Origin of the sequence: Microbacterium sp. WCS2018Hpa-23, assembly GCF_031843845.1 — a bacterium.
GTDB lineage: Bacteria > Actinomycetota > Actinomycetes > Actinomycetales > Microbacteriaceae > Microbacterium.
Genome location: NZ_JAVTIZ010000001.1, coordinates 709,138 through 728,841 on the forward strand (window position 1 = coordinate 709,138; position 19,704 = coordinate 728,841).

Annotated in this window: 18 protein-coding genes and 2 tRNA genes; 8 read left to right on the forward strand and 12 right to left on the reverse strand. The window is 68.0% G+C overall.

The genetic code is table 11. The annotated features are described in order from the left end of the window. Window positions 1-18: 18 nt before the first annotated feature. The 3 genes from RQG77_RS03305 to RQG77_RS03315 are packed head-to-tail and all read left to right on the forward strand — an operon-like array spanning window position 19 to window position 2,812. Window positions 19-795, forward strand: a complete 777-nt coding sequence (locus RQG77_RS03305; protein ID WP_311243410.1) for a fumarylacetoacetate hydrolase family protein — start codon at window positions 19-21, stop codon at window positions 793-795. Then, entirely contained in the window at window positions 792-2,051 is a 1,260-nt protein-coding gene (locus RQG77_RS03310; RefSeq protein ID WP_311243411.1) for an MFS transporter, read from the forward strand. Before RQG77_RS03305 ends, RQG77_RS03310 begins: the two co-directional genes overlap by 4 nt. Further along, on the forward strand, window positions 2,048-2,812 hold the full coding sequence (locus tag RQG77_RS03315; RefSeq protein WP_311243412.1) for a methyltransferase domain-containing protein: 765 nt from the start codon (window positions 2,048-2,050) through the stop codon (window positions 2,810-2,812). Before RQG77_RS03310 ends, RQG77_RS03315 begins: the two co-directional genes overlap by 4 nt. 120 nt (window positions 2,813-2,932) lie before the next feature. On the opposite strand, the gene RQG77_RS03320 is transcribed toward RQG77_RS03315, so the two are convergent. Beyond that, on the reverse strand, window positions 2,933-4,192 hold the full coding sequence (locus tag RQG77_RS03320) for an acyl-CoA dehydrogenase family protein (RefSeq protein ID WP_311243413.1): 1,260 nt from the start codon (window positions 4,190-4,192) through the stop codon (window positions 2,933-2,935). Window positions 4,193-4,389: 197 nt separating this feature from the next. Between RQG77_RS03320 and gltX the strand changes: the two genes are divergently transcribed. Together gltX and RQG77_RS03330 are read left to right on the forward strand one after the other, a co-directional pair. After that, window positions 4,390-5,895, forward strand: coding sequence for a glutamate--tRNA ligase (gene gltX / locus RQG77_RS03325; RefSeq protein WP_311243414.1), 1,506 nt, complete (start codon window positions 4,390-4,392; stop codon window positions 5,893-5,895). A 183-nt stretch (window positions 5,896-6,078) separates the two neighbouring features. Then, a tRNA-Gln gene (locus RQG77_RS03330) sits at window positions 6,079-6,150 on the forward strand. Between the two features lie 52 nt (window positions 6,151-6,202). On the opposite strand, the gene RQG77_RS03335 is transcribed toward RQG77_RS03330, so the two are convergent. Continuing rightward, on the reverse strand, window positions 6,203-7,120 hold the full coding sequence (locus tag RQG77_RS03335) for a hypothetical protein (protein ID WP_311243415.1): 918 nt from the start codon (window positions 7,118-7,120) through the stop codon (window positions 6,203-6,205). Window positions 7,121-7,278: 158 nt separating this feature from the next. Between RQG77_RS03335 and RQG77_RS03340 the strand changes: the two genes are divergently transcribed. Then, window positions 7,279-8,238 carry a DNA topoisomerase IB gene (locus tag RQG77_RS03340; RefSeq protein WP_311243416.1) on the forward strand — a complete coding sequence of 320 codons (960 nt, stop codon included), beginning with the start codon at window positions 7,279-7,281 and terminating at the stop codon, window positions 8,236-8,238. Window positions 8,239-8,245: 7 nt separating this feature from the next. Here RQG77_RS03340 and RQG77_RS03345 read toward each other — a convergent pair whose 3' ends face one another. Continuing rightward, window positions 8,246-9,103: a 3-hydroxyacyl-CoA dehydrogenase gene (locus RQG77_RS03345; RefSeq protein WP_311243417.1), complete on the reverse strand. Its 858-nt coding sequence runs from the start codon at window positions 9,101-9,103 to the stop codon at window positions 8,246-8,248. A 35-nt stretch (window positions 9,104-9,138) separates the two neighbouring features. Further along, window positions 9,139-9,585, reverse strand: a complete 447-nt coding sequence (locus RQG77_RS03350; protein WP_311243418.1) for a MarR family winged helix-turn-helix transcriptional regulator — start codon at window positions 9,583-9,585, stop codon at window positions 9,139-9,141. Window positions 9,586-9,671: 86 nt separating this feature from the next. Between RQG77_RS03350 and pepN the strand changes: the two genes are divergently transcribed. Next, complete coding sequence (gene pepN / locus RQG77_RS03355) at window positions 9,672-12,185, forward strand: aminopeptidase N (protein ID WP_311243419.1); 2,514 nt, start codon at window positions 9,672-9,674, stop codon at window positions 12,183-12,185. Here pepN and RQG77_RS03360 read toward each other — a convergent pair. Continuing rightward, window positions 12,152-13,030: an aminoglycoside phosphotransferase family protein gene (locus RQG77_RS03360; protein ID WP_311243420.1), complete on the reverse strand. Its 879-nt coding sequence runs from the start codon at window positions 13,028-13,030 to the stop codon at window positions 12,152-12,154. The genes pepN and RQG77_RS03360 overlap by 34 nt on opposite strands. Window positions 13,031-13,032: 2 nt before the next feature. Continuing rightward, on the reverse strand, window positions 13,033-13,671 hold the full coding sequence (locus tag RQG77_RS03365) for an MBL fold metallo-hydrolase (RefSeq protein WP_311243421.1): 639 nt from the start codon (window positions 13,669-13,671) through the stop codon (window positions 13,033-13,035). 153 nt (window positions 13,672-13,824) lie between these two features. Here RQG77_RS03365 and RQG77_RS03370 point away from each other — a divergent pair. Further along, a tRNA-Glu gene (locus RQG77_RS03370) sits at window positions 13,825-13,897 on the forward strand. Window positions 13,898-13,967: 70 nt separating this feature from the next. On the opposite strand, the gene RQG77_RS03375 is transcribed toward RQG77_RS03370, so the two are convergent. The 6 genes from RQG77_RS03375 to RQG77_RS03400 form a co-directional block, all read right to left on the reverse strand. Then, window positions 13,968-15,287, reverse strand: coding sequence for an acyltransferase (locus RQG77_RS03375; protein ID WP_311243422.1), 1,320 nt, complete (start codon window positions 15,285-15,287; stop codon window positions 13,968-13,970). A 57-nt stretch (window positions 15,288-15,344) separates the two neighbouring features. Then, on the reverse strand, window positions 15,345-16,586 hold the full coding sequence (locus RQG77_RS03380) for an MFS transporter (protein ID WP_311243423.1): 1,242 nt from the start codon (window positions 16,584-16,586) through the stop codon (window positions 15,345-15,347). Then, window positions 16,583-17,131, reverse strand: coding sequence for a helix-turn-helix domain-containing protein (locus RQG77_RS03385; protein WP_311243424.1), 549 nt, complete (start codon window positions 17,129-17,131; stop codon window positions 16,583-16,585). The genes RQG77_RS03380 and RQG77_RS03385 overlap by 4 nt, the downstream gene beginning before the upstream one ends. A 113-nt stretch (window positions 17,132-17,244) precedes the next feature. Further along, window positions 17,245-18,339, reverse strand: a complete 1,095-nt coding sequence (locus tag RQG77_RS03390; protein WP_311243425.1) for a DUF4349 domain-containing protein — start codon at window positions 18,337-18,339, stop codon at window positions 17,245-17,247. Beyond that, complete coding sequence (locus tag RQG77_RS03395) at window positions 18,336-18,893, reverse strand: RNA polymerase sigma factor (RefSeq protein ID WP_311243426.1); 558 nt, start codon at window positions 18,891-18,893, stop codon at window positions 18,336-18,338. The genes RQG77_RS03390 and RQG77_RS03395 overlap by 4 nt, the downstream gene beginning before the upstream one ends. A gap of 60 nt (window positions 18,894-18,953) precedes the next feature. Further along, entirely contained in the window at window positions 18,954-19,595 is a 642-nt protein-coding gene (locus RQG77_RS03400; protein WP_311243427.1) for a TIGR00645 family protein, read from the reverse strand. Window positions 19,596-19,704: the final 109 nt, after the last annotated feature.

Genomic DNA, 19,704 nt, shown 5'->3' on the forward strand with positions numbered 1-19,704 from the left:
CTGGCTAGGCTGGATGCCATGAAGATCGCCCGATTCAGCCATGACGACGCCATCCTCTTCGGGATCGTCGATGACACCGACCTCGTCGTCCTCTCGGGCGATCCGCTCTTCGCCGGGTACGAGCCGACGGGCGATCGCGTGCCGATCGCGGACGCGGTCATCCTGGCGCCGGTGATCCCGCGCTCGAAGATCGTCTGCGTCGGCAAGAACTATCACGACCATGCCGCCGAGATGGGGGGAGCGGCCCCTGAGGAGCCCCTGCTGTTCCTCAAGCCCAACACCGCGGTGATCGGCCCTGGCGATGCGATCGTGCGCCCGTCGATCTCGGACCAGACCGAGTACGAGGGCGAGCTCGCCGTCGTACTCGGCAAGGTGGCCAAGAACGTGAACCAGGCGAATGCTCTCGACCACGTGCTCGGGTACACGATCGCCAATGACGTCACGGCCCGCGACCTGCAGCGCAAGGACGGCCAGTGGTCGCGTGCGAAGGGCTTCGACACGTTCTGCCCCCTCGGCCCCACCATCAGCACGGACTTCGACCCGTCGGTCGCGACGATCGAGACCAGGGTGAACGGAGAGGTCCGCCAGAAGGCGCCGCTCACCGACATGATCCACTCCGTCGCAGCGATCATCGAGCATGCGTCAGCCGTGTTCACCCTGCTGCCCGGCGACGTCATCCTGACGGGCACGCCCGCGGGTGTCGGCACCTTCGACGCCGGTGACACGGTCGAGGTCGAGATCACCGGACTGGGGATCCTGCGCAACACCGTGCGCGACGCCGTGCGCGCTTCATGACCGTGGTCGCGCTGACGGCGACCCAGCAGGCAGCCGTCCAGCGACGCACCGTCCTGGTGCTGTCACTCGGACAGGTGCTCGGCGGGATCGCCTTCGGAGCGACCGTGTCGCTCGGCGCGCTGCTCGCCGCCGACCTCTCGGGGAGCGACGCGCTCTCGGGCCTCGCCACGGCGTCGGTCACCCTCGGTGCGGCGCTGTGTGCGATCCCGCTCGCCCGTCTGGCCGCCAGGGTCGGCAGACGGCGCGCACTGTCCCTCGGCAACCTGTTCGCCCTCGTCGGTATCGCCGTGGTGATCCTGGCCGCGTCGCTGCGCGTGTTCCCGCTGTTGCTGGTCGGCATCCTGATGATCGGCGCGGGCAATGCCGGAAACCTCCAGTCCCGTTTCGCCGCGACGGATCTCGCCGCCCCGCAGCACCGAGGGCGCGATCTCTCGATCGTCGTGTGGGCGACGACGATCGGAGGCGTGGCAGGACCACTGCTGCTGGGGCCGGGGGAGATCGTCGGCGAGGCCATCGGCATGCCGCCGCAGACCGGCTCCTACGTGTTCTCGTTCGTCGCCCAGTGCGCGGCGCTCATCCTCTACTTGATCGCGCTGCGGCCCGATCCGCTTCTCGCAGCTCAAGGCCTCGCCAGAGCAGCGGCAGCGGTGACCGGGCAGGTGTCGGTCGATCGTCCGTTGGTGGCTCGATACGCGATCTTCGCGGTCGCCGGCTCGCACGTCGTGATGGCATCCGTCATGGCGATGACTCCCGTGCACCTCGCGCACATGGCGCATGGCAGCGAGGGCATGGCACCCACGCCGGCTGATGTCTCGGCACTCGTCGGCATCACGATCGCTCTGCACGTCGGCGGCATGTACGCGCTCTCTCCGCTCTTCGGCATCCTCGCGGACCGCTGGGGACGGTTGCGGGTGGTGCTGCTGGGACAGGCGCTCCTGGGCGGCGCTCTCGCCTTCGCCGTCTTCGTGAACGATCAGGAGTGGGGCGTGATGGTCGCGCTGATCCTGCTGGGCCTGGGATGGAGTGCGGCCACGGTCGCCGGGGCGGCGCTTCTCACCGAATCGAGCGCGCCCGAGCTGCGCACACGACGACAGGGTCGGAGCGACTCTCTGATGAGCCTGTCGGCTGCGGCGGGCGCGGTGCTCGCCGGAGTGATCCTGTCGAACTATCAGTACGCGGGCCTCGGCATCGCGGCATCCGTGCTGGTGATCGCGATCGTCGCGCTCTCGCCGCTCGCCCGCTCCCGAGCGCGATGAAGGACTGGGCGGGCACGGGGCGCGCATACGCGGACTCATACGCCGCGTTGTGTGTCGGGACTTCAGGCTTCGTGCTCGACGAGCTCGGGGAAGCGCGTGGACGCTCCCTTCTCGATGTGGGGTCCGGCACAGGATCGCTCTCCGCGGCGTTCGCGGGCGCCGGCTGGAACGTCACCGGATGCGAGCCGGAGCCGACGATGCGGGAGATTGCGGTACACGAGCACGCGGGGATCCCCGTGGTCGACGGTGCGCTGCCGCAGCTGCCGTTTCACGACGGCGTCTTCGACGCGGTCGTCGCCAACTTCGTGCTGAATCACGTCGCCGAACCGCGGAGGGCGGCTCGAGAGCTCTCGCGAGTGTCGGCCGACGTCGTGGTGGCGACCGTCTGGACGAACTCGCCGACGTGGCTGTGGCGTGAGGTCTGCGACCGGGCGGGACTCACACCGTCGGCGGGGGAGCGACTGCCCCCGGAGCAGGACTTCGAGCGGACGGTGGACGGCTTCGCACGGATGCTGGACGACGCGGGCTGGAGGGGCACTCGAGTGTCGGAGATCACGTGGACCTGGTCCGCCGGTGTCGAAGCCCTGTGGGTCTCCGCAGAAGGCGGTGTCGGGGGAGCCGGCCAGTTCTACCGTGCGCTCGACGGGTCGAACCGCGCCGCGTTCCGAGCGGCCTTCGACGCGGTGTGCTCCGAGCGGACCGTCGACGGTCGCGTCCCGCTGGAGCACTCCGCTGCCATGGCGATCCGCTCGCGTCGCTGAGACCCGCCCGACGCGATGCGGCCGAGCCTCTGAACCGCTGAAGTATGCGGTGACGTACGGACTCCCCGGTGCCGCGTCCGCCTGTGTCGGCGCGACACCGAGGGTGAGAAGTCAGACCGCTCAGGTGTACCAGGTGGGCTCGGGCACCTCGTTCTTCAGCACGTACGTGCCGACCTCGCGCTTCTTGTACGCGATCGGATCATGAAGGCTGTGCGTGCGCAGGTTGCGCCAGAAGATGTCGAGTCCGACCGCATTCGCCGATGCGCGTGCCCCGGTCAACTCGTAGACCTTCGTGGCGACCTCCAAGCCGTCGTCGACGATCCGGAGCTTTCCCGCTGCGATCCGGACAGCGATCTCACCGCGTCGTCGCGCTGTGAGATCTTCGCGGGGCGCATGCAGTACGGCGCTGATCTCCGCACCCGCGGCGTCCAGCAGCGCCTCGTCGGCCCACAGCTTCGACGCGAGCTCGCCATAGCCCTCGAGCAGGTACCACTCGTCCGTCGCGTGCTGCTTGTCGTCTCCGCCGTAGGGCCAGGGGCGCGTCGTGGTGCGCGTGTAGGCCGACGCCGTCTCGAGAGCGCCCTGTGCGATGCCGAGATAGAAATTCGCGAACACGAGCTGGATGGCCGGTACGTTCAACGTGTTGTAGGTGAGCGGCTGGAACTCTTTGTCGACGAATCCCGCAGCGGACGCCCAGGGGACGCGCACGTCGCGGATCTCGACCGAGCCCGACTCCGTGAGGCGCTGACCCAGGTTGTCCCAGTCATCCGCGAACACGATCCCCTCCTGCACGGTGGGGACGATGGCGAAGACGTGGGTGTCGGTGCCCTCGAGGATGCCTTCGAGCACGGTGAGATCCGAGACCTGCCCGCCCGTTGAGAACGACTTGCGTCCGGAGAAGATCAGGTCGTCGCCGTCTTCTCGGATCACGAGATCGGAATCCCGAGGGTTGACGGCGCCGCCGAAGAGGAAGTCGTTCGTCGTGTACAGCTCTTCGACGGCGGCGATCTGGTCGTCCGTGGCGACGAGCCGCGCGGCCCATGCCCACAGGTAGTGGTAGCCGAGCAGCTGACCGATCGAGCCGTCGCCTCTCGCTACGGTGCGGATCACCCGGTACGCCGTGTCCCAGCTCTCACCGGCGCCGCCGTGCGCCCGGGGACCCAACAGCGTCACCAACCCCGATTCCTTCAACAGCCTGACTTCGGCTCGTGGCGTCGCGTTCGCCCGATCACGGTCGATGGCGTCCGCTGCGAGGATGTCCGCCACCTCCTGTGCTCGGTCGAGCCAGTCGGCGCTGCTCTGTGGTCTTGCTGCGTCCCGCCATCGATAGCCGAGACCTTCCGTCACTGCATCCGTCGTCACTGCATCCGTGAATGTCACGTTGTTGCCCTTCCGTGTGGGTTCGGTGTCCGCCCGTCCTCCGGCGTTGCGGCAACGATAGGAGCAGGTCGGGACGGAACGCGGGTTGTTTCCCACGGTGAGTGACTGTTACCCACAGTGACCCCCGGTCGCGCCTTTCACCGCCCCCGCCGTGAGCCCCTGTGGAGTGCCGCACCGGCAACTAGAATCGGAGGGATATGGCTACTCCGCACCCCCTCACCACGACCGCCAGCGGCGCCGACGTCCGCGTCCGCTTCTGCCCCTCGCCGACCGGACTGCCGCATGTCGGCATGGTCCGCACCGCGCTCTTCAACTGGGCCTACGCCCGCCACACGGGCGGGAAGATGGTGTTCCGCATCGAGGACACCGACGCCGCCCGCGACAGCGAGGAGAGCTTCCGCCAGCTCGTCGATGCGCTCACGTGGCTCAAGATCGACTGGGACGAGGGCGTCGAGGTCGGCGGACCGCACGCCCCGTACCGGCAGTCCGAGCGTCATGACATCTATCGCGGCGTCATCGACAAGCTGCTCGCCACCGGTGCGCTCTATGAGAGCTACTCGACGGCCGAGGAGATCGACGCCCGCAACGAGGCCGCCGGCCGCGCGAAGCAGCTCGGTTACGACAACTTCGATCGCACCCTGACCGACGAGGAGAAGGCCGCATTCCGGGCCGAGGGACGTCAGCCCGCGCTTCGTCTCCGCGTGCCAGAAGAAGACCTCACCTACGTCGACCTCATCCGTGACGAGGTGACCTTCCCGGCCGGGTCGTTCCCCGACTTCGTGGTCGTGCGGCCCAACGGCATCCCGCTGTACACCTTCGTTAACCCGGTCGACGATGCCCTCATGGGCATCACGCACGTGCTCCGCGGTGAAGACCTGATGCCGTCCACGGCGCGTCAGCTCGCGCTCTACGCCGCGCTCATCGAGGCAGGCGTCACCACGTTCGTGCCGCGCTTCGCCCACATGCCGCTGGTGCTGGGGGAGACCGGCAACAAGAAGCTGTCCAAGCGCGACCCGCAGGCAGACCTCTTCCTGCACCGCGACCGCGGCTTCATCCACGAGGGGCTGCTGAACTATCTGGCCCTTCTGGGCTGGTCGATCGGTCCCGATCGCGACGTGTTCTCGCTCGAGGAGTTCACCGAGGCGTTCGACATCGTGAACGTCAACCCGAATCCGGCCCGCTTCGACCAGAAGAAGGCCGAGTCGATCAACGGCGACCACATCCGCACGCTGGGGGAGAAGGACTTCGCCGAGCGGACGATCCCGTACCTCGCGGCCGCAGGACTCTTCGACGAGCCCACGCACGAGCAGCTCGTGATGGCGTTCCGCGTCGCACCGCTGGTGCAGGAGCGCGTTCAGCTGCTGGGTGAGGTGCCCGGGATGGTGGGCTTCCTGTTCACCGACGACGTGTCCTATGACGCCGACGCGCTCAAGGGGCTCCCCGCCAACGCGGCCGAGGTGCTCGACGCCTGTGTCGCAGCGCTCGAGCCGGTGGCCGATTTCACTCCGGAGAAGGTCCAGGAGGCCCTCGCCGAGGCTCTGGTCGAGAAGCTCGAGCTCAAGCCGCGGATCGCCTACGGTCCGCCGCGCGTCGCGATCACCGGCCGTCGGATCTCGCCGCCGCTGTTCGAGTCGATGGAGCTGCTGGGCAAGGACGAGTCTCTGCGACGACTTCGTGCTCTTTCGGAGTTCCTCGCGAACTGAGGTCGAGCGGCAGTGAAGAGGGAGAGCCTCCGAAAGGGTGCTCTCCCTCTTGCGGTCGTGATAGCGGTGGTCATGCAGCAGCGGCGATCAGGGGCGACGCGCCCGGACGGAGCGCGGCGTTTTGGCATTCGGGCCGAGGCTCGGGTAGGCTTGACTCTCGGTGCGAGGCTCCGGTTTCGCCCTTGGGGTATGGTGTAATTGGCAACACGGCGGTTTCTGGTTCCGTTGTTCTTGGTTCGAGTCCAGGTACCCCAGCAAGACAAAAACCCCCGCGAGAGCGGGGGTTTTGTCGTATCCGGCAGGCTTCTTACTCGCACTCTCCGATGAACTCGAGATAGCACACGGCCTCATGGGTCACCGCGGGCTCGTAGTCGTCGTTCGAGACCTGGCGTGTGTCCATCTCCGGTGTGCGGGTGAGATTGCCGTAGCTGCCGAGGGTGGCCACGTAGTATCCGTCGCCGTCCAGCGCCCTCATCTCGTCGATCGCTCCGCTGTAGTCGGTGCAGAGCAGTGTGGCCGTCTCGGTGAGCTCGACGCCGACGCAGGCTGCCGTGTAGGTCGCGACCATGAGGTTCGTGCAGTCCGTCCAGTCCTGGTTGACCGTGCACGGGTTCACGGCGTCCATCGAGACGTCGTAGCGTCCGGTTTCGTACTCCTCGCTGTGGAACGTCTCCGGCTTCTCGGGGACGTCGGTCTTGGTCCAGTGCCGGGCGGTCGTGAAGGCCACGACGACCACGACGGCAGCGATCAGCAGCAGGGCGCCGAGGATCGACAGCGTGACCCAGAGCCCGACCCTGCTCTTCTTGCGCGGTTCGGCGTCGGCCGCCGGAGCGAATCCGGGGTAGACCGCTGTTGCGCCAGCGGCACCCTCGTAGCCCGGGTACGGAGCCGTCGCGGCGTACGCAGGATCTTGAGCCTGCTCGGAACCCGGAGCACCTACGTACGCGGGCGGCGGCGCGCTGTATGTGGGAGGCGGTGCGTTGTACGCGGGAGGCAGCGCGTTGTACGCGGGAGGCGGTGCGTCGTATGCCGGGGGCGGCGTCTCGTCCGACGCCGGCGCAGGCGGCGGGGGAGTCGGGATCGTGGTGAGCCAGTAGGAGTACCAGCTCTGCGTCGACGCGGGATCGGCCGCGACCTGCTGCGCCTCGATGTCGGTGAGCTGTAACCCGAGGGCGCCGCGCAGATCGGATCTGGTCAGGGACTCACGGAATTCCTCGAGTGACATCGTCATAGTCAAGAGAATGGCAGACCTATGTACCGGTCGACAATCCGTGGGGTTCGCTTAGCAGGTCGCCTCCCCGCAGCGCCATGCCCTTCACGCGCCGGGTCGGTCGCGGCATCGTGGTCGCACACGAGCCCACACTGCCGACAGGAGTCAGACGGATGGCACTCAGAAGAGTCGTGCCCGGAGAAGAACCCGGTATCCGTCGTCGACGTTCGGGGTCGGGCTTCCGCTACCTCGATGCCGGCGATGAGACGGTGTCGGAGGCCGATCGTGAGCGGATCCATGACCTCGCGATCCCGCCGGCGTGGACGGATGTCTGGATCGCCGCCGATCCGCTGGCGCACATCCAGGCTGTCGGCACCGACGACGCGGGAAGGCGGCAGTATCTCTACCATCCGCTGTGGCGGACAGGGAGGGATCAGCGGAAGTTCGCCCGCGCGCTGCGGCTGGCCGAGGCGCTGCCTGCGGCCAGGGCCAAGGTGACGCGCGCGATCGGGGAGTCCGGTCTCACACGCGGACGCGCACTCGCGGTGTCTTTCCGGCTGCTCGACGACGCCGCCTTGCGGATCGGTTCGGAGCGCTACCTCGTGAAGCACGGCAGTCGTGGCCTCAGCACGCTTCGACGCCGCGATGTCCGTATCGACGGAAGCACGGTCGCCCTGAGCTTTCCCGCCAAGAGCAAGCAGCTGGCGTCGATCGAGATCACCGACGCTCCGCTGGCCGAGGCTCTGTCGGAGTTCTCTGTCGGGTCCCCGCGCGCGCCTCTACTGGCATACCGGAAGGGGCGGCGGAGGGTGCGCCTGACGTCGGGCGAGGTCAACGACTATCTGCGCGAGGTGGCGGGAGCCGCCTTCACGGCGAAGGACTTCCGTACGCTGCACGGCACCATCCTCGCCGCTGATGCGCTGGCGCGTATCGGTCGGCTCGACACGAAGAACGAGCGGCGGCGTGCCGAGCGCCTGGCAGTGCAGGCCACGGCCTCGGCGCTCGGCAACACCCTCGCGGTGGCGCGAGGAAGCTACATCGACCCGCGTGTGTTCCGTCTCTACGCGCGAGGCCGCACCCTCGATCTCACGGTGTCACCCGAGACCGCGATCCGCAGGCTGCTCGGGCGCTGACGACGGCTCAGCTCTCGCGCGGGTAAGTGTAGAAGCCCTCGCCGGTGGCGACGCCGAGCTTGCCCTTGTCGATGTACTGCTCCTTGAGCAGATCGGCGAAGCGCTGCTGCTTCTCGCCGCCCATGCGCGAGATGTTGTAGGCCGTGGTCAGACCCACGATGTCGTAGATCTCGAACGGGCCGGCGGGAGCACCGGTGCCGATGCGCCAGGTCGCGTCGATCGCCTCAGGCTCGGCGATCCCGTCGACGAGGAGTTCGGCGCCCGCCTCGAGGAACGGCACGAGGAGGGAGTTCAGCAGGTATCCGGCCTTCTCCTTCTTGATCTGGATCGGGACCATGCCGATCTGCGTGGCGAACTCCACGACCTTCTCGTAGACGGCAGGGTCGGTATTGGGCGTGCCCATGACCTCCGCGGTGTTGTGCGACCAGATCTCGTTCGCGAAGTGCAGTGCGAGGAAGCGATCCGGCCGGCCGGTGGACTCCGACAGGGCGCTCGGCAGCAGAGTCGAGGAGTTCGTCGCGAAGATCGTCGTCGCGGGTGCCGCGTCCGCAAGGGTGCGGTAGATGCCCTGCTTGAGCTCCAGGCTCTCCGGGACGGCCTCGATCACGAGGTCGGCTTTCGCAGCGGCATCCGCGAGGTCGGAGGTGAGGCGGATGCGGCCGACGGCCGTCTGCGCGCCACCGTCAGCCGCGTTCTCGACGCCGTCTGCGACGTAGCGCGCGGCGAGCGCTTCGAAACGCTTGGCAGCACGGTCGAGCGCTGCCTGATCGATGTCGTACGCGACGACGTCGAATCCGTGGAAGGCGGTCTGGAACGCGATCTGCGATCCGAGGACGCCGGTGCCGAGAACGGTGATGTTCTTCATTTCTCTTCCTTCTCTGATGGCCTTGTGGGCCGGGGTCATGATGCGGCGTCGCCGCGGTCGAAGCGCTGCAGGTCGTGCGCGAAGCGCGACACCTCCGCGTCCGACCAGTGCGCGAGATGGGTGTCGATCACGTGCTGCAGCGTGTCGAGCGTTCCACGGAAGGCTTCTTCGCCCCCGGGGGTGAGTGCGAGCGGGCGCCCGCGTCCCGCCGTCGCAGGCATCTCCTGCACGAGCCCGAGGGCGATGAGGGACGACAGCTGCCGGGACACCGTCGAACGGTTGAGTCGGAACATCTGCGCGATGTCCGTCGAGCGGATGCCCGGCTCATCGGCGATGGCCATCACGATCGACTGGTCGGTGATCGAGAGTCGCGTCTCTCCGGACCGGGCATCGACCAGACCCCGGCGGGTGATCGCCAGCAGGGACCGCAGTACCGTCGCGCTGCCCTGACCTCGTGCGTCCGTCTCGTCGAATTGTTGCATACTGCAACTCTAGACCTGTCTGTTGCATAATGCAACGCAGGCGCGGTGGATCGTGGTCTTCGGTGCCGGATGAAAGGATGGGAGACATGCACACCGCCAACCTCACTCGAGAGGAGACCGCGGCGCGATCCGCCGCCATCTCCGTTCGCAGCATCCGCGTCGAACTCGATCTGACCGGAGCGCCCGAGCGGGCTCGCAGTGGGTTCCCGACGGTCACGACGCTCGACTTCGCATCGACGACCTCGTCGACCTGGCTCGACTTCATCGGCGAGAGGGTGGAGCGGCTCGTCGTCAACGGCGTCGAGCAGGAGGTCGTCTACGACGGCGCCCGGATCGCCGTGCGCGATCTCGCGGACTCGAACACGATCCGCGTCGAGGCGGTCGGGGCCTACAGCCGGTCGGGTGAGGGGCTGCACCGTTTCCACGATCCTGTCGATGACCGCACCTATCTCTACACGCAGTACGAGCCGGCCGACTCGCGGCGCGTCATGGCGTGCTTCGAGCAGCCCGACATCAAGGCTCCCTACACGTTCGTGATCGACGCGCCGGCAGGGTGGGAGGTCCTCTCGAACCAGTCCGCTGCAGCCGTCGACGCCGGCGTCGGAGTGCAGCGCGTCGAGTTCGCCCCGACGCTGCCGATCTCGAGCTACATCACCTCCGTGGCGGCCGGGCCGTATGCCCGAGTCGAGGGGGAGTGGGCGCGTGATGATCAGCGCATCGCGCTCGGTGTGTTCGCGCGACAGTCGCTCGCGCAGTACCTCGAGTCCGACGAGATCCTCGAGATCACGCGTCAGGGCCTGGACTTCTTCACGGATGCTTTCGCGTACCCGTATCCCTGGGGCAAGTACGACCAGATCTTCGTCCCCGAGTACAACCTCGGTGCGATGGAGAACCCTGGACTCGTCACCTTCACCGAGGCCTATCTCTCTCGCGGCGCTGCGACGGACGCCCAGCGGGCGGCTCGGGCGAACACGATCCTGCACGAGATGGCTCACATGTGGTTCGGCGACCTCGTGACCATGAAGTGGTGGGACGACCTGTGGCTCAAGGAGTCCTTCGCCGACTACATGGGTTCACACGCGTCCGCAGTCGCGACGCGCTTCCACGACGCCTGGGTGAAGTTCGCCGCCAACCGCAAGGCCTGGGCGTACCAGCAGGACCAGCTGCCGACGACCCACCCGATCGTCGCGGACATCACCGACCTCGAAGCGGCGAAGCTGAACTTCGACGGGATCACCTATGCCAAGGGTGCGGCCGTGCTCAAGCAGCTGGTCGCCTTCGTCGGCGATGGCGCGTTCTTCGACGGCGCGCGCAGGTACTTCGCCCAGAACGCGTTCGGTAACACGACACTCGACGATTTCCTCGTGCAGCTCAGCGCGGTGTCCGGCCGCGACATGTCCGAGTGGTCGCGCGCCTGGCTGCAGACCACCGGAGTCTCGACGCTCTGGATCGAGAAGGATGCCGACGGAGCATCCGTGCTCGTGCAGACGGACCCGCGCCCGCACCGGTTGCGCATCGGTCTCTACGACGACATCGACGGCCGCGTCGTGCGCCGCGACCAGATCGCGCTCGACATCCACGACGAGCGGACTCCAGTGGAGCTGCCTGACGCCTCCCTCGTGCTGCTCAACGACGACGACCTCACCTACGCCAAGGTGCGGCTCGATGGCGCATCGCTGGCGACCGTGCAGAACTCGCTGTCCGCCGTCGAGGATCCGCTCGCGCGAGCGGTCATCTGGTCGTCTCTCTGGAACGCCACGAGGGACGGAGAGCTCGCCGCGACGCGGTACACGTCGATCGTGCGGGCGCATGCACCTCATGAGTCGAACATCGGCCTCCTGGGCGGCGTGATCGCGAACGCGCTGTTCGCGATCCGGCACTATGTCGCCGAGGACGACAGGGCACAGGAGCAGAAGCAGTGGGTGGAGGCGGCGTGGAGCGCGCTCCAGTCGGCGGATGCCGGCAGCGACGCGCAGCTCTCGTGGGCACGCGCTCTCGCAGCGGCATCCGCCTTCGACGACGCACGCGCCGGGGACATCCGCGCGCTTCTCGACGGTGAGACGCCCGAGGGGCTCGTCGTCGATCCAGACCTCCGGTGGCAGCTGCTGACCGCTCTCGTGACGACGGGTCATGCCGGCGTGGCGGAGATCGCGGCGGAGCAGCAGGCCGATGACACCGGGAGCGGCCGTACCGCCGCGCGCCGCGCCCTCGCATCGGTTCCGGACGCCGCCGTGCGCGCCGAGGCCTGGGAGCACGCGTGGAACGACGCGTCGCTCAGCAACGATCATCTCGACGCGGTCATCAGCGGATTCCGCGCAGGTGGACGACGCGACCTGATCGCGGGCTTAGACGACGAGTACTTCGCAAGGATCGGCGACGCGTGGTCGGAGCGGAGCATCGAACTGGCGCGGCGCCTGGTGGTGGGGCTGTTCCCTGCCGCGCCGAGCCTTGCGCCGGTGGATGCCTGGATCGCCGACAACGCCTCGGCAGCTGCGGCTCTGCGACGTCTCGTCGTCGAGCAGCGCGATCACCTCGACCGGGACCTTCGAGTGCGAGCAGCGCAGGCTCAGTCGGACTCGAGCTCTTCGGCGGTGCTCTGACCCACGGCGAAGTGGTCGGGTCGGTCGTCGCTCTGCGTCAGCAGCACGAGCGCGATGTAGGCGGCCCACGCTCGCGCGCGCACCCATGTCGCGTCGTCGTAGCGGGACCGTGTCGCAGCCCGGAACGCCTCGCGTCCCGGCGCATCGAAGAGCATCCATGCCGACGCGAGGTCATAGGCCGGGTCGCCGACGCTGACGTCTCCGAAGTCGATGAGTGCCTCGAGTGAGCCCTCGCGCACCAGGATGTTGCCGGGGTGGAGATCCCCGTGGATCCAGACCCGTTCGACACTCGGCGTCGCCGCCAGCCCTCCGGCCCAGGCATCGCGCAACGCAGACCGGGGCGGGAGGGCATCGAGGCGAGGACGCATGGCGCCGTCGCGTGTGGTCAGCTCCCGACCGCGCACGGGATTGACCGGGGCGTCGTCGGGGGCCGGAGCGTGCAGGGCCCGAAGCGCCTCTGCGAGCCGTGGTGCCCAAGACGCGTTCTCGACCCGCGACGACGCGAGAGCGTTCGACCCCTCGATCCAGGGGATCACCGACCATGGCCGGGGAAACACGTCGTTCGGAGCGCCGGCGAGCACGGGAGCAGGAGTCCGGATGCCGAGCACCGCCAGCGCCGGTCCGATCTCGGGCAGGGCGCGCTGCTCGTTCGCGATGAGCGGCACTGCGAGAGCGCGCCTGGGCACCCGCACGACGAGATCGGCACCCAGGCTCCACATCGCGTTGTCCCATCCTTCGGCGAAGAGACTGAGCGGAAGATCGGCCAGCTGCGGCGCCGCCGCGCGGAGCAGCGCGCGGACGCCGTCCTCGTCGAGCGAGTACTCGGCCGAGGGAGAGTCGCCCATGCTCAGATGTCGAGCGACTCGCCCGGCTCGAGCACCGAGAACTCGCCGCCGCCCTGCTCGGTCGCCCACTGCAGTCGCTGACGGTGCATCGTCTTTCCCGCCACGGAGAGCGTCATGTCGTGCGTGCCGAACGCGCGACGCGGCTTCACGGCCAGGACGTAGTCCATCGCTTCGCCGATCTTGAGCCACGGAGCGCCGAGGGGAGCCGCGAGGGTGCCGACCTCGATGCCCTCGGGCACGGCGTAGGAGTCTCCGGGGTAGTAGAACTCGTCGTTCACCAGCACCCCGACGTTCTCGACAGTCGGGAGAGACGAGTGGATGACCTCGTGCGTGCCGCCGAAGAAGCGGAGTGAGAACGCTCCGACCTCCACGGTGTCTCCCGGCGCGACGACCGAGATCTCGTACCCGTCTGCCCCGCGCGCGACGCCGGCCGGTGCGTAGATCGGCGTGCCGGGAGCCGCGCGGAGGATGCGGTCGAGGTGCTCGGGTGTCCAATGGTCGGGGTGCTCATGGGTGATGACGACGGCGACGAGCCCGGCGAGATCGTTCAGGGGAGCGGTGAACGAACCCGGATCGACGAGGAGGATGTCATCGCCCTGCTGGATGCGAAGAGCGGCATGTTCGAATTTCGTGACGCGCATGGGATGAGTCAACTCCTTCAGGGCGTCCCTGGCAAACCGTCGAGTGGCCGCGCCACGCCCGGGAATCGAGCAGGGTCGGGCTCGATTTGGCGACGCGAGAATCGTCGTGGCATACTTGAACAGTTGTCGCGGCACGGAAACGTTCCGCCAGACGGCCCCATCGTATAGCGGCCTAGTACGCTGCCCTCTCACGGCGGTAACGCGGGTTCGAATCCCGCTGGGGTCACACAACACACGAAAGCCCTCGGTTCTCCGAGGGCTTTCGTCGTATTCGGAGCGCATGGCCGCCGCGGAGGTCAGATCGCGCCCGGGCGCGCCCCCGTCAACCACAGCGCGAGACCGGTGCACCCGAGCGCGATCGCGGCGAGCGGGAAGTCGAGGCCGTACGCGGTGATGGCGATGATCGGTGCGATGAACACCAGCACCGCGGCGACCACGGCGGCCTTCGACGAGAAACGAGCCGGGCCCGCGGCCGGAGCCTTCTCGAACCGGATCAGCCAGAGCGACAGGACCCAGACGGCGGCGAGGACGACGATGAGGAACAACGGTCGAGTCCACCACCAGGCGGCGCTTCCGGGTGCCGGGAGCGGGAAGGGGAGTGCGAGCTGGATGCCGATCAGCACCATGATCATCGGCAGATGCCACAGGTAGATGGTCATGAGTCGTGAGCCGATCAGGAAGACCACGCCCTGGGCCGTTCGATGCCTCATGAGCGCCGTCAGGGGTGCGTGCAGCAGCGTGAGGGCGGCGGCCTGGATGACGGCGAGCATGACCATGGCTGTGGTCGGAGGCCACTGATTGCCGAGCATGTTCCACGAGTATCCGCCCATCGACACGAGGCCCCAGAGCGCCGCGTAGCCGGCGCCGATGAGCAGCATCAGCTGCCACCAGCGGCGCGCACCGAACCAGCCGTCGAACAGGAAGAACCCGATCTGCTGAGCGAACAGCCAGACGAACACGATGTTCGGGATGCCGAAGAGCTCCTGCCCGAGACCGTAGCCCGTTCCGGCGACAGGCTGGATGCCGAGGAACCCGCCGATCACGGTGAACCGGAACGTGTCCACGAGCACGGCGCCCGCGAGGAGGCCGAGAAGCACCCACGCGCCGAATCTCTCGTGCAGCCGCATCAGCGCCGGGGCGAGTGCCTGGACGATCATGTACGCGGCGAGGAACCACAGCGGAGATCCGACGCCGATCGCGACCGTGTCGACGAGCGCGGGATCGACCCCCATCAACCGCGTGGCACCGAGAACGACGGTGAAGAAGACGAACAGGGGGAGCGCGGGGCGCGCGAGCCTCAGCAGGCGCACGCGCACGAAGTCCTCCGCGGAGTCTCCGCGTGCCGACGCCGATCGCCATCCGGCACGTGCCGCGTATCCGCCGACGACGAAGAACAGCGGCATGATGTTCGCGATCCAGGACGCCGCAGTGAACCAGGACTGGGCTTCGACGGTGCGCTCGATCAGCAGCGTTCCATCCGGCGCGCGGCCGACACCCGTGAACAGGATGTGCACGAAGACGACCAGGACGACGCAGACGACGCGCGCCAGATCGAGGGTGAGATCGCGACCCGCAGGGACGGTGCGGGTCGTCGAGTCGGTGGCGGCGCTGCTCATGCCGATGACTCTAGCGCTGACGGGAGACTGTCGACGGGAGCGACCGCAGGCGCGCGGTCAGGTCGTCGGCGAGAGGGTGAGCCGCCGGAACGTGCGGTTGCTCAGCGGCAGAACCATGAGCGCCATCATCGTGCCGCCGAAGAGAGCGAACGGCACCCAGACCGCCGTGATCGAGGCGAGCAGACCGAATCCCGCCATGGCGACGGGCATGAGACAGTCGTCTCCGAGACGGGTGATCGAGCCCATCCGGCCGAGGTAGGCGGTGTCGACCGTGGCTGAGAATGTGGCGCTCAGGAGCACCGAGGCGTACCCCGCGGTCGCGCCGATGACGAAGGCCGCTGTCGCGACCGTCCACGCCGGTCCCCAGCCGAGCGCGATGATCCCTGCTCCCTGCACGACGAGCGCCCAGAAGCCTGCGAACGCCTCTCTTCGCGGTCGCCACTTCACGACCGAGACGGCGCCGAGCGCCGCACCCAGTCCGAGCAGCGCCTCGAACAGTCCCACCGCCTGGGCGCCCCATCCCTCGTCGTGCGCGCGCAGCGCGAGCCCGATCCCCACCGCTGGACCGACAGCGAGGTTGAGTCCTGAGAGCGCGATGACGAGGGTGCGGGTCGTCGGGTGGCTGCCGAGATGGGTGAATCCGCGGGCGATGCCGTGCAGGGTGGACTCCTTCGCCGCACGGGCGAGCAGGAAGCGCGGCCGGAGCCAGACCGCGATGAAGGCGATGACGAGACTGAATGTGAGGGCGTTGACGGCCGCGCTGCCCACGAGCCCCGTGTAGGCGACGAGCACGCCGCCGATCGCCGCGCCGGTCATAGTGCCGAGGCGCGACGCGGTCTGGGCGAGCGCACCGTAGGAGGGGAGATCGCCCGGGCGTACGAGCTGGCGCGCGACGGTTCCCGCCGACGGCTCGTAGAACGCGTCGCAGACTCCGAAGGCGATCGCCGCGAACAGCAGCACGCCGACGGTCGGCGGGGTCGCGAGGACCCAGAGGGCCACGGAGACCAGCACTCCGACCCGCAGGACGTTGAAGAGGATCATCACCCGCCGGGCATCGGAGCGGTCGGCGATCACCCCGCCGAAGAGCAGCACGACAGCCCGGGGGATCGTCCCTGCGGCGACGATGAGCCCGGCGACCGCGGGCGAGGCCGTCTGCACGGCCGTCCAGGCCAGGGCGATCGTCCACAGGGCATCCCCGGCGTCGGAGAGCGCCTTGACGCCGATCCAGGCGTGCACACGGCGGTCTCGTCGGAAGGGTGGCGGCTCCGACAGCTGCACGGGTTCGGCCGTGGCGCTCATGGCATCGTCGGGAAGGCGTGCGCGAAGAAGAAGATCGGCGTGCGCTCCTGCCCGTCCTCGAGGTCGACGGAGGCCCGCCATTCCTCCATCGTGCGCAGAAGGCGCGCGCTCAGATCCCGGAGTTCGTCAGGAGACGCCCAGGCGGTCGTCTCGGTGTTCGAGGCGTCGTACGCGGCATAGGCGGGATCATCATGACGGCGCTGCCACCGCTGAAGGCGATGGATCTGCATCCGGATGCCCTGGCGCTGCGCCTCCCGCGCGAGCAGGGCGTCTGCGGGGGAGTCGATGTAGTCCTCCGCCGACCAGGTGAGCCCGCGTCGAGCGAGCTTCCACCAACTGGTACGACGGTCGCCGGAGGGGTCTTCGACGCGCTCGACGAGCCCGGCTCGTTCGAGCATCCTCAGGTGATGGCTGATGCTCCCGACCTGGCTCCCGAGCGATCGTGCGAGCGTGGTGACCTGCGAGGTGCCGTAGAGCAGCAGGTAGTCGTAGATGCGGCGGCGCAGAGGGTGGTGCACCGCCGTGATCACCGAGATGTCTTCCATGAACGTAACGGTAGAACCGGTTCCGACTCTCCACAAGACTTCTTGTATACCCCGGAAAGACAACGAAAGGGCCGCCTCTCACTGGGAGCGGCGGCCCTTTCGGAGGATGCGACTCAGTCCTCGGCAGGCGGTTCGCTGACTGCCAGACGAGTGCGCCGTGCTCGCCGGAGGAGCCAGATCACCAGCACGACCGCGCCGGCGAGGGCGAGCCACGGCAGGATGAAGCCGACTGCCACGACCAGTGCGTTCAACGACACCACGAGGCCGTTCCAGCCGGCGAGGAGGCCGTCTGCGAAGCCGGCCGGATCGGCGGTCGTCGGCGGCGTCGTGCGGGTGAGCTGCACCTGCAGGCTCGACATGGCGACCTGGTCGTCGAGAGAGGCGAGCTGCTGCTCGTAGGACTCGAGCTGCGCCTGGCGATCCGTGAGCGCGACCTCGGCCTCGATCAGTTCCGCGACCGTCCCGGTCTGGGACATCAGCTCGGTGAGTCGCTGCACCGATGCCCTGGTGGCATCCACGCGCGCACGCAGATCGATCGCCGTGGAGGTGACATCCTGCTTCGAGATCGACGACGAGAGCACGTCGCCCGAGTCGGCGAGGTCGTCGATGACGGCGGCGAGCTCGGCCGAGGGCACGCGGACGCTGATCCAGCCGTACCCGGGGTCGGAGGGCGCAGGCTCCGAGGTGCCGTCGACGGCGACGCTCTGGCCGATCTCGGTGCTCTCGACGTAACCGCCACGAGACTCGGCGAGTGCGGAGATCGCGGCGGCGGCGTCGCCGATGTCCTTCACCTGCACCGTGGCGTTCGCCGTCGCGATGATCTCGCGGTCGATGACGTCGACGGCACCCGGCACCAGGCTCGAGGACTCCGCCGAGTCGGATGCGGCTCCGGGTGCGCTCTGATCGACGGAGTCGGACCGCGAGTCCTCCAGGGCGACGCCGGTGGGAATCTCTCCGCCCCCTGCAGTGCTCATGGCGCTGCCCCCCACGATGCCGAGGATCGGGGGAGTGACCAGGACGCCCACGACGAAGGCCGCGGCTATCCCGGTGCCTGTCAGCCAGCGGCGGCGTCGCGCTCGGGAGCGGGCGGCCGCGGGGGTCTCACGGGGGCGCTCGGTCGCGATCTCCGCGAACACCGCGCGCTCGATGCGGGTCACCGCGGCATCCGAGAGCTCGGGGAGATCGTCGGAGGTGGTCTTGTCGTTCATGCGTCGCTCGCTTCCTTCACGGCATCGCGCAGTCGGGTGCGGACTCGGGAGAGACGGTTCCGGACGATCGCGTGGCTCACGCCCAGCTCCTCGGCCGCGGCCTGGTAGGCATAACCCTCTGCGGCGCAGAGGCGAAAGATCTCGCGGTCCAGATCGCTCAGGGTGCCCACCTCTGCCGCGATCCGCGCCGCCAGGGCTCCGGTGATCACCTGCTCCTCGACGCTGATCGTCGAGGGGATGGTGTCATCGACGGCATCCGTCGTGTTCGCCTGGTCGCGTCTGCGTTGTCGCAGCCGGTTCGCGGCCTGGAATCGGCAGATCGTCGCGAGCCACGGCAGCAGGGACTCGCTCTGCAATTCGAGCCCCGGCAGCTTGCGCCACGCGGTGACGAACGTCTCCTGGGTCACGTCCTCGGCATCGGCGGGTGAGCCGAGCAGGCCGTGGGCGATCCAGTAGACCGGTCTGACATGTGCGCGGTACAGCTCGCGGAAGGCGCTCTCGTCACCTGTCGCGGCCTGCGCCACCCATTTCTGATCACTCGTCTGCACGGGCATCCTGTTTCCGTTCGGTGTCTCTCACCTGGGAAGTGTCGACGGATGCCCCATCGTCTCAGATCAGTGTGCGGGGGCGGCGTGCGCCTTCGCGAGCGTCTGCTGCGACATGCGGTCGATCCACGCCAGCGCGACGGCCGAGACGATGAACACCATGTGGATGACGACCTGCCACAGGACGCCGGTCGGGGTGTACTTCTCGCCGTCCGTGCTGATCCCGCTCTCGCTCATGCCGCCGACCTCGATGAACGTCTTGAGCAGATGGATTGAGGAGATGCCGATGATGGCCATCGCGAGCTTGACCTTGAGCACGTTGGCGTTGACGTGCGAGAGCCACTCGGGCTGGTCGGGGTGACCGTCGACGTTGATGCGCGAGACGAACGTCTCGTAACCGCCGATGATGACCATGATGAGCAGGTTCGCGATCATCACGACGTCGATCAGGCCGAGCACGGCGAGCATGATGACCGCCTCGTCGAGATGCGAGATGTCGCCGATGACACCTTCGATCAGATGCCAGAGCTCCACCATGAAGACGACGACGTAGACGAGCTGGGCGACGATGAGGCCGATGTACAGAGGGGCCTGCAACCAGCGGCTGACGAAGATGAGCGATCCGATCGACCGCGCCCACGGATTGCGGGGCGGAGTGTCGAGGGGAGCGAGGCCGTGTTCTGCAGTGGAAGAGGGGGGAGTCGCGGTCACGCCACCATTCCACCATGCCGCCTTCGCTCCGCTACAATCGGTGACGCGAGAGGGAGTATCCCGCAAGCGCATCCACCGTCATCACGAGCACCGTCACCGCTGCTCCGGT

Coding starts and splice junctions, on each gene's coding strand:
- RQG77_RS03305 (WP_311243410.1), top strand. CDS start 19: ATGAAGATCGCCCGATTCAGCCATGACGACGCCATCCTCTTCGGGATC.
- RQG77_RS03310 (WP_311243411.1), top strand. CDS start 792: ATGACCGTGGTCGCGCTGACGGCGACCCAGCAGGCAGCCGTCCAGCGA.
- RQG77_RS03315 (WP_311243412.1), top strand. CDS start 2,048: ATGAAGGACTGGGCGGGCACGGGGCGCGCATACGCGGACTCATACGCC.
- gltX (WP_311243414.1), top strand. CDS start 4,390: ATGGCTACTCCGCACCCCCTCACCACGACCGCCAGCGGCGCCGACGTC.
- RQG77_RS03335 (WP_311243415.1), bottom strand. CDS start 7,120: ATGTCACTCGAGGAATTCCGTGAGTCCCTGACCAGATCCGATCTGCGC.
- RQG77_RS03340 (WP_311243416.1), top strand. CDS start 7,279: ATGGCACTCAGAAGAGTCGTGCCCGGAGAAGAACCCGGTATCCGTCGT.
- RQG77_RS03345 (WP_311243417.1), bottom strand. CDS start 9,103: ATGAAGAACATCACCGTTCTCGGCACCGGCGTCCTCGGATCGCAGATC.
- RQG77_RS03350 (WP_311243418.1), bottom strand. CDS start 9,585: ATGCAACAATTCGACGAGACGGACGCACGAGGTCAGGGCAGCGCGACG.
- pepN (WP_311243419.1), top strand. CDS start 9,672: ATGCACACCGCCAACCTCACTCGAGAGGAGACCGCGGCGCGATCCGCC.
- RQG77_RS03360 (WP_311243420.1), bottom strand. CDS start 13,030: ATGGGCGACTCTCCCTCGGCCGAGTACTCGCTCGACGAGGACGGCGTC.
- RQG77_RS03365 (WP_311243421.1), bottom strand. CDS start 13,671: ATGCGCGTCACGAAATTCGAACATGCCGCTCTTCGCATCCAGCAGGGC.
- RQG77_RS03375 (WP_311243422.1), bottom strand. CDS start 15,287: ATGAGCAGCGCCGCCACCGACTCGACGACCCGCACCGTCCCTGCGGGT.
- RQG77_RS03380 (WP_311243423.1), bottom strand. CDS start 16,586: ATGAGCGCCACGGCCGAACCCGTGCAGCTGTCGGAGCCGCCACCCTTC.
- RQG77_RS03385 (WP_311243424.1), bottom strand. CDS start 17,131: ATGGAAGACATCTCGGTGATCACGGCGGTGCACCACCCTCTGCGCCGC.
- RQG77_RS03390 (WP_311243425.1), bottom strand. CDS start 18,339: ATGAACGACAAGACCACCTCCGACGATCTCCCCGAGCTCTCGGATGCC.
- RQG77_RS03395 (WP_311243426.1), bottom strand. CDS start 18,893: ATGCCCGTGCAGACGAGTGATCAGAAATGGGTGGCGCAGGCCGCGACA.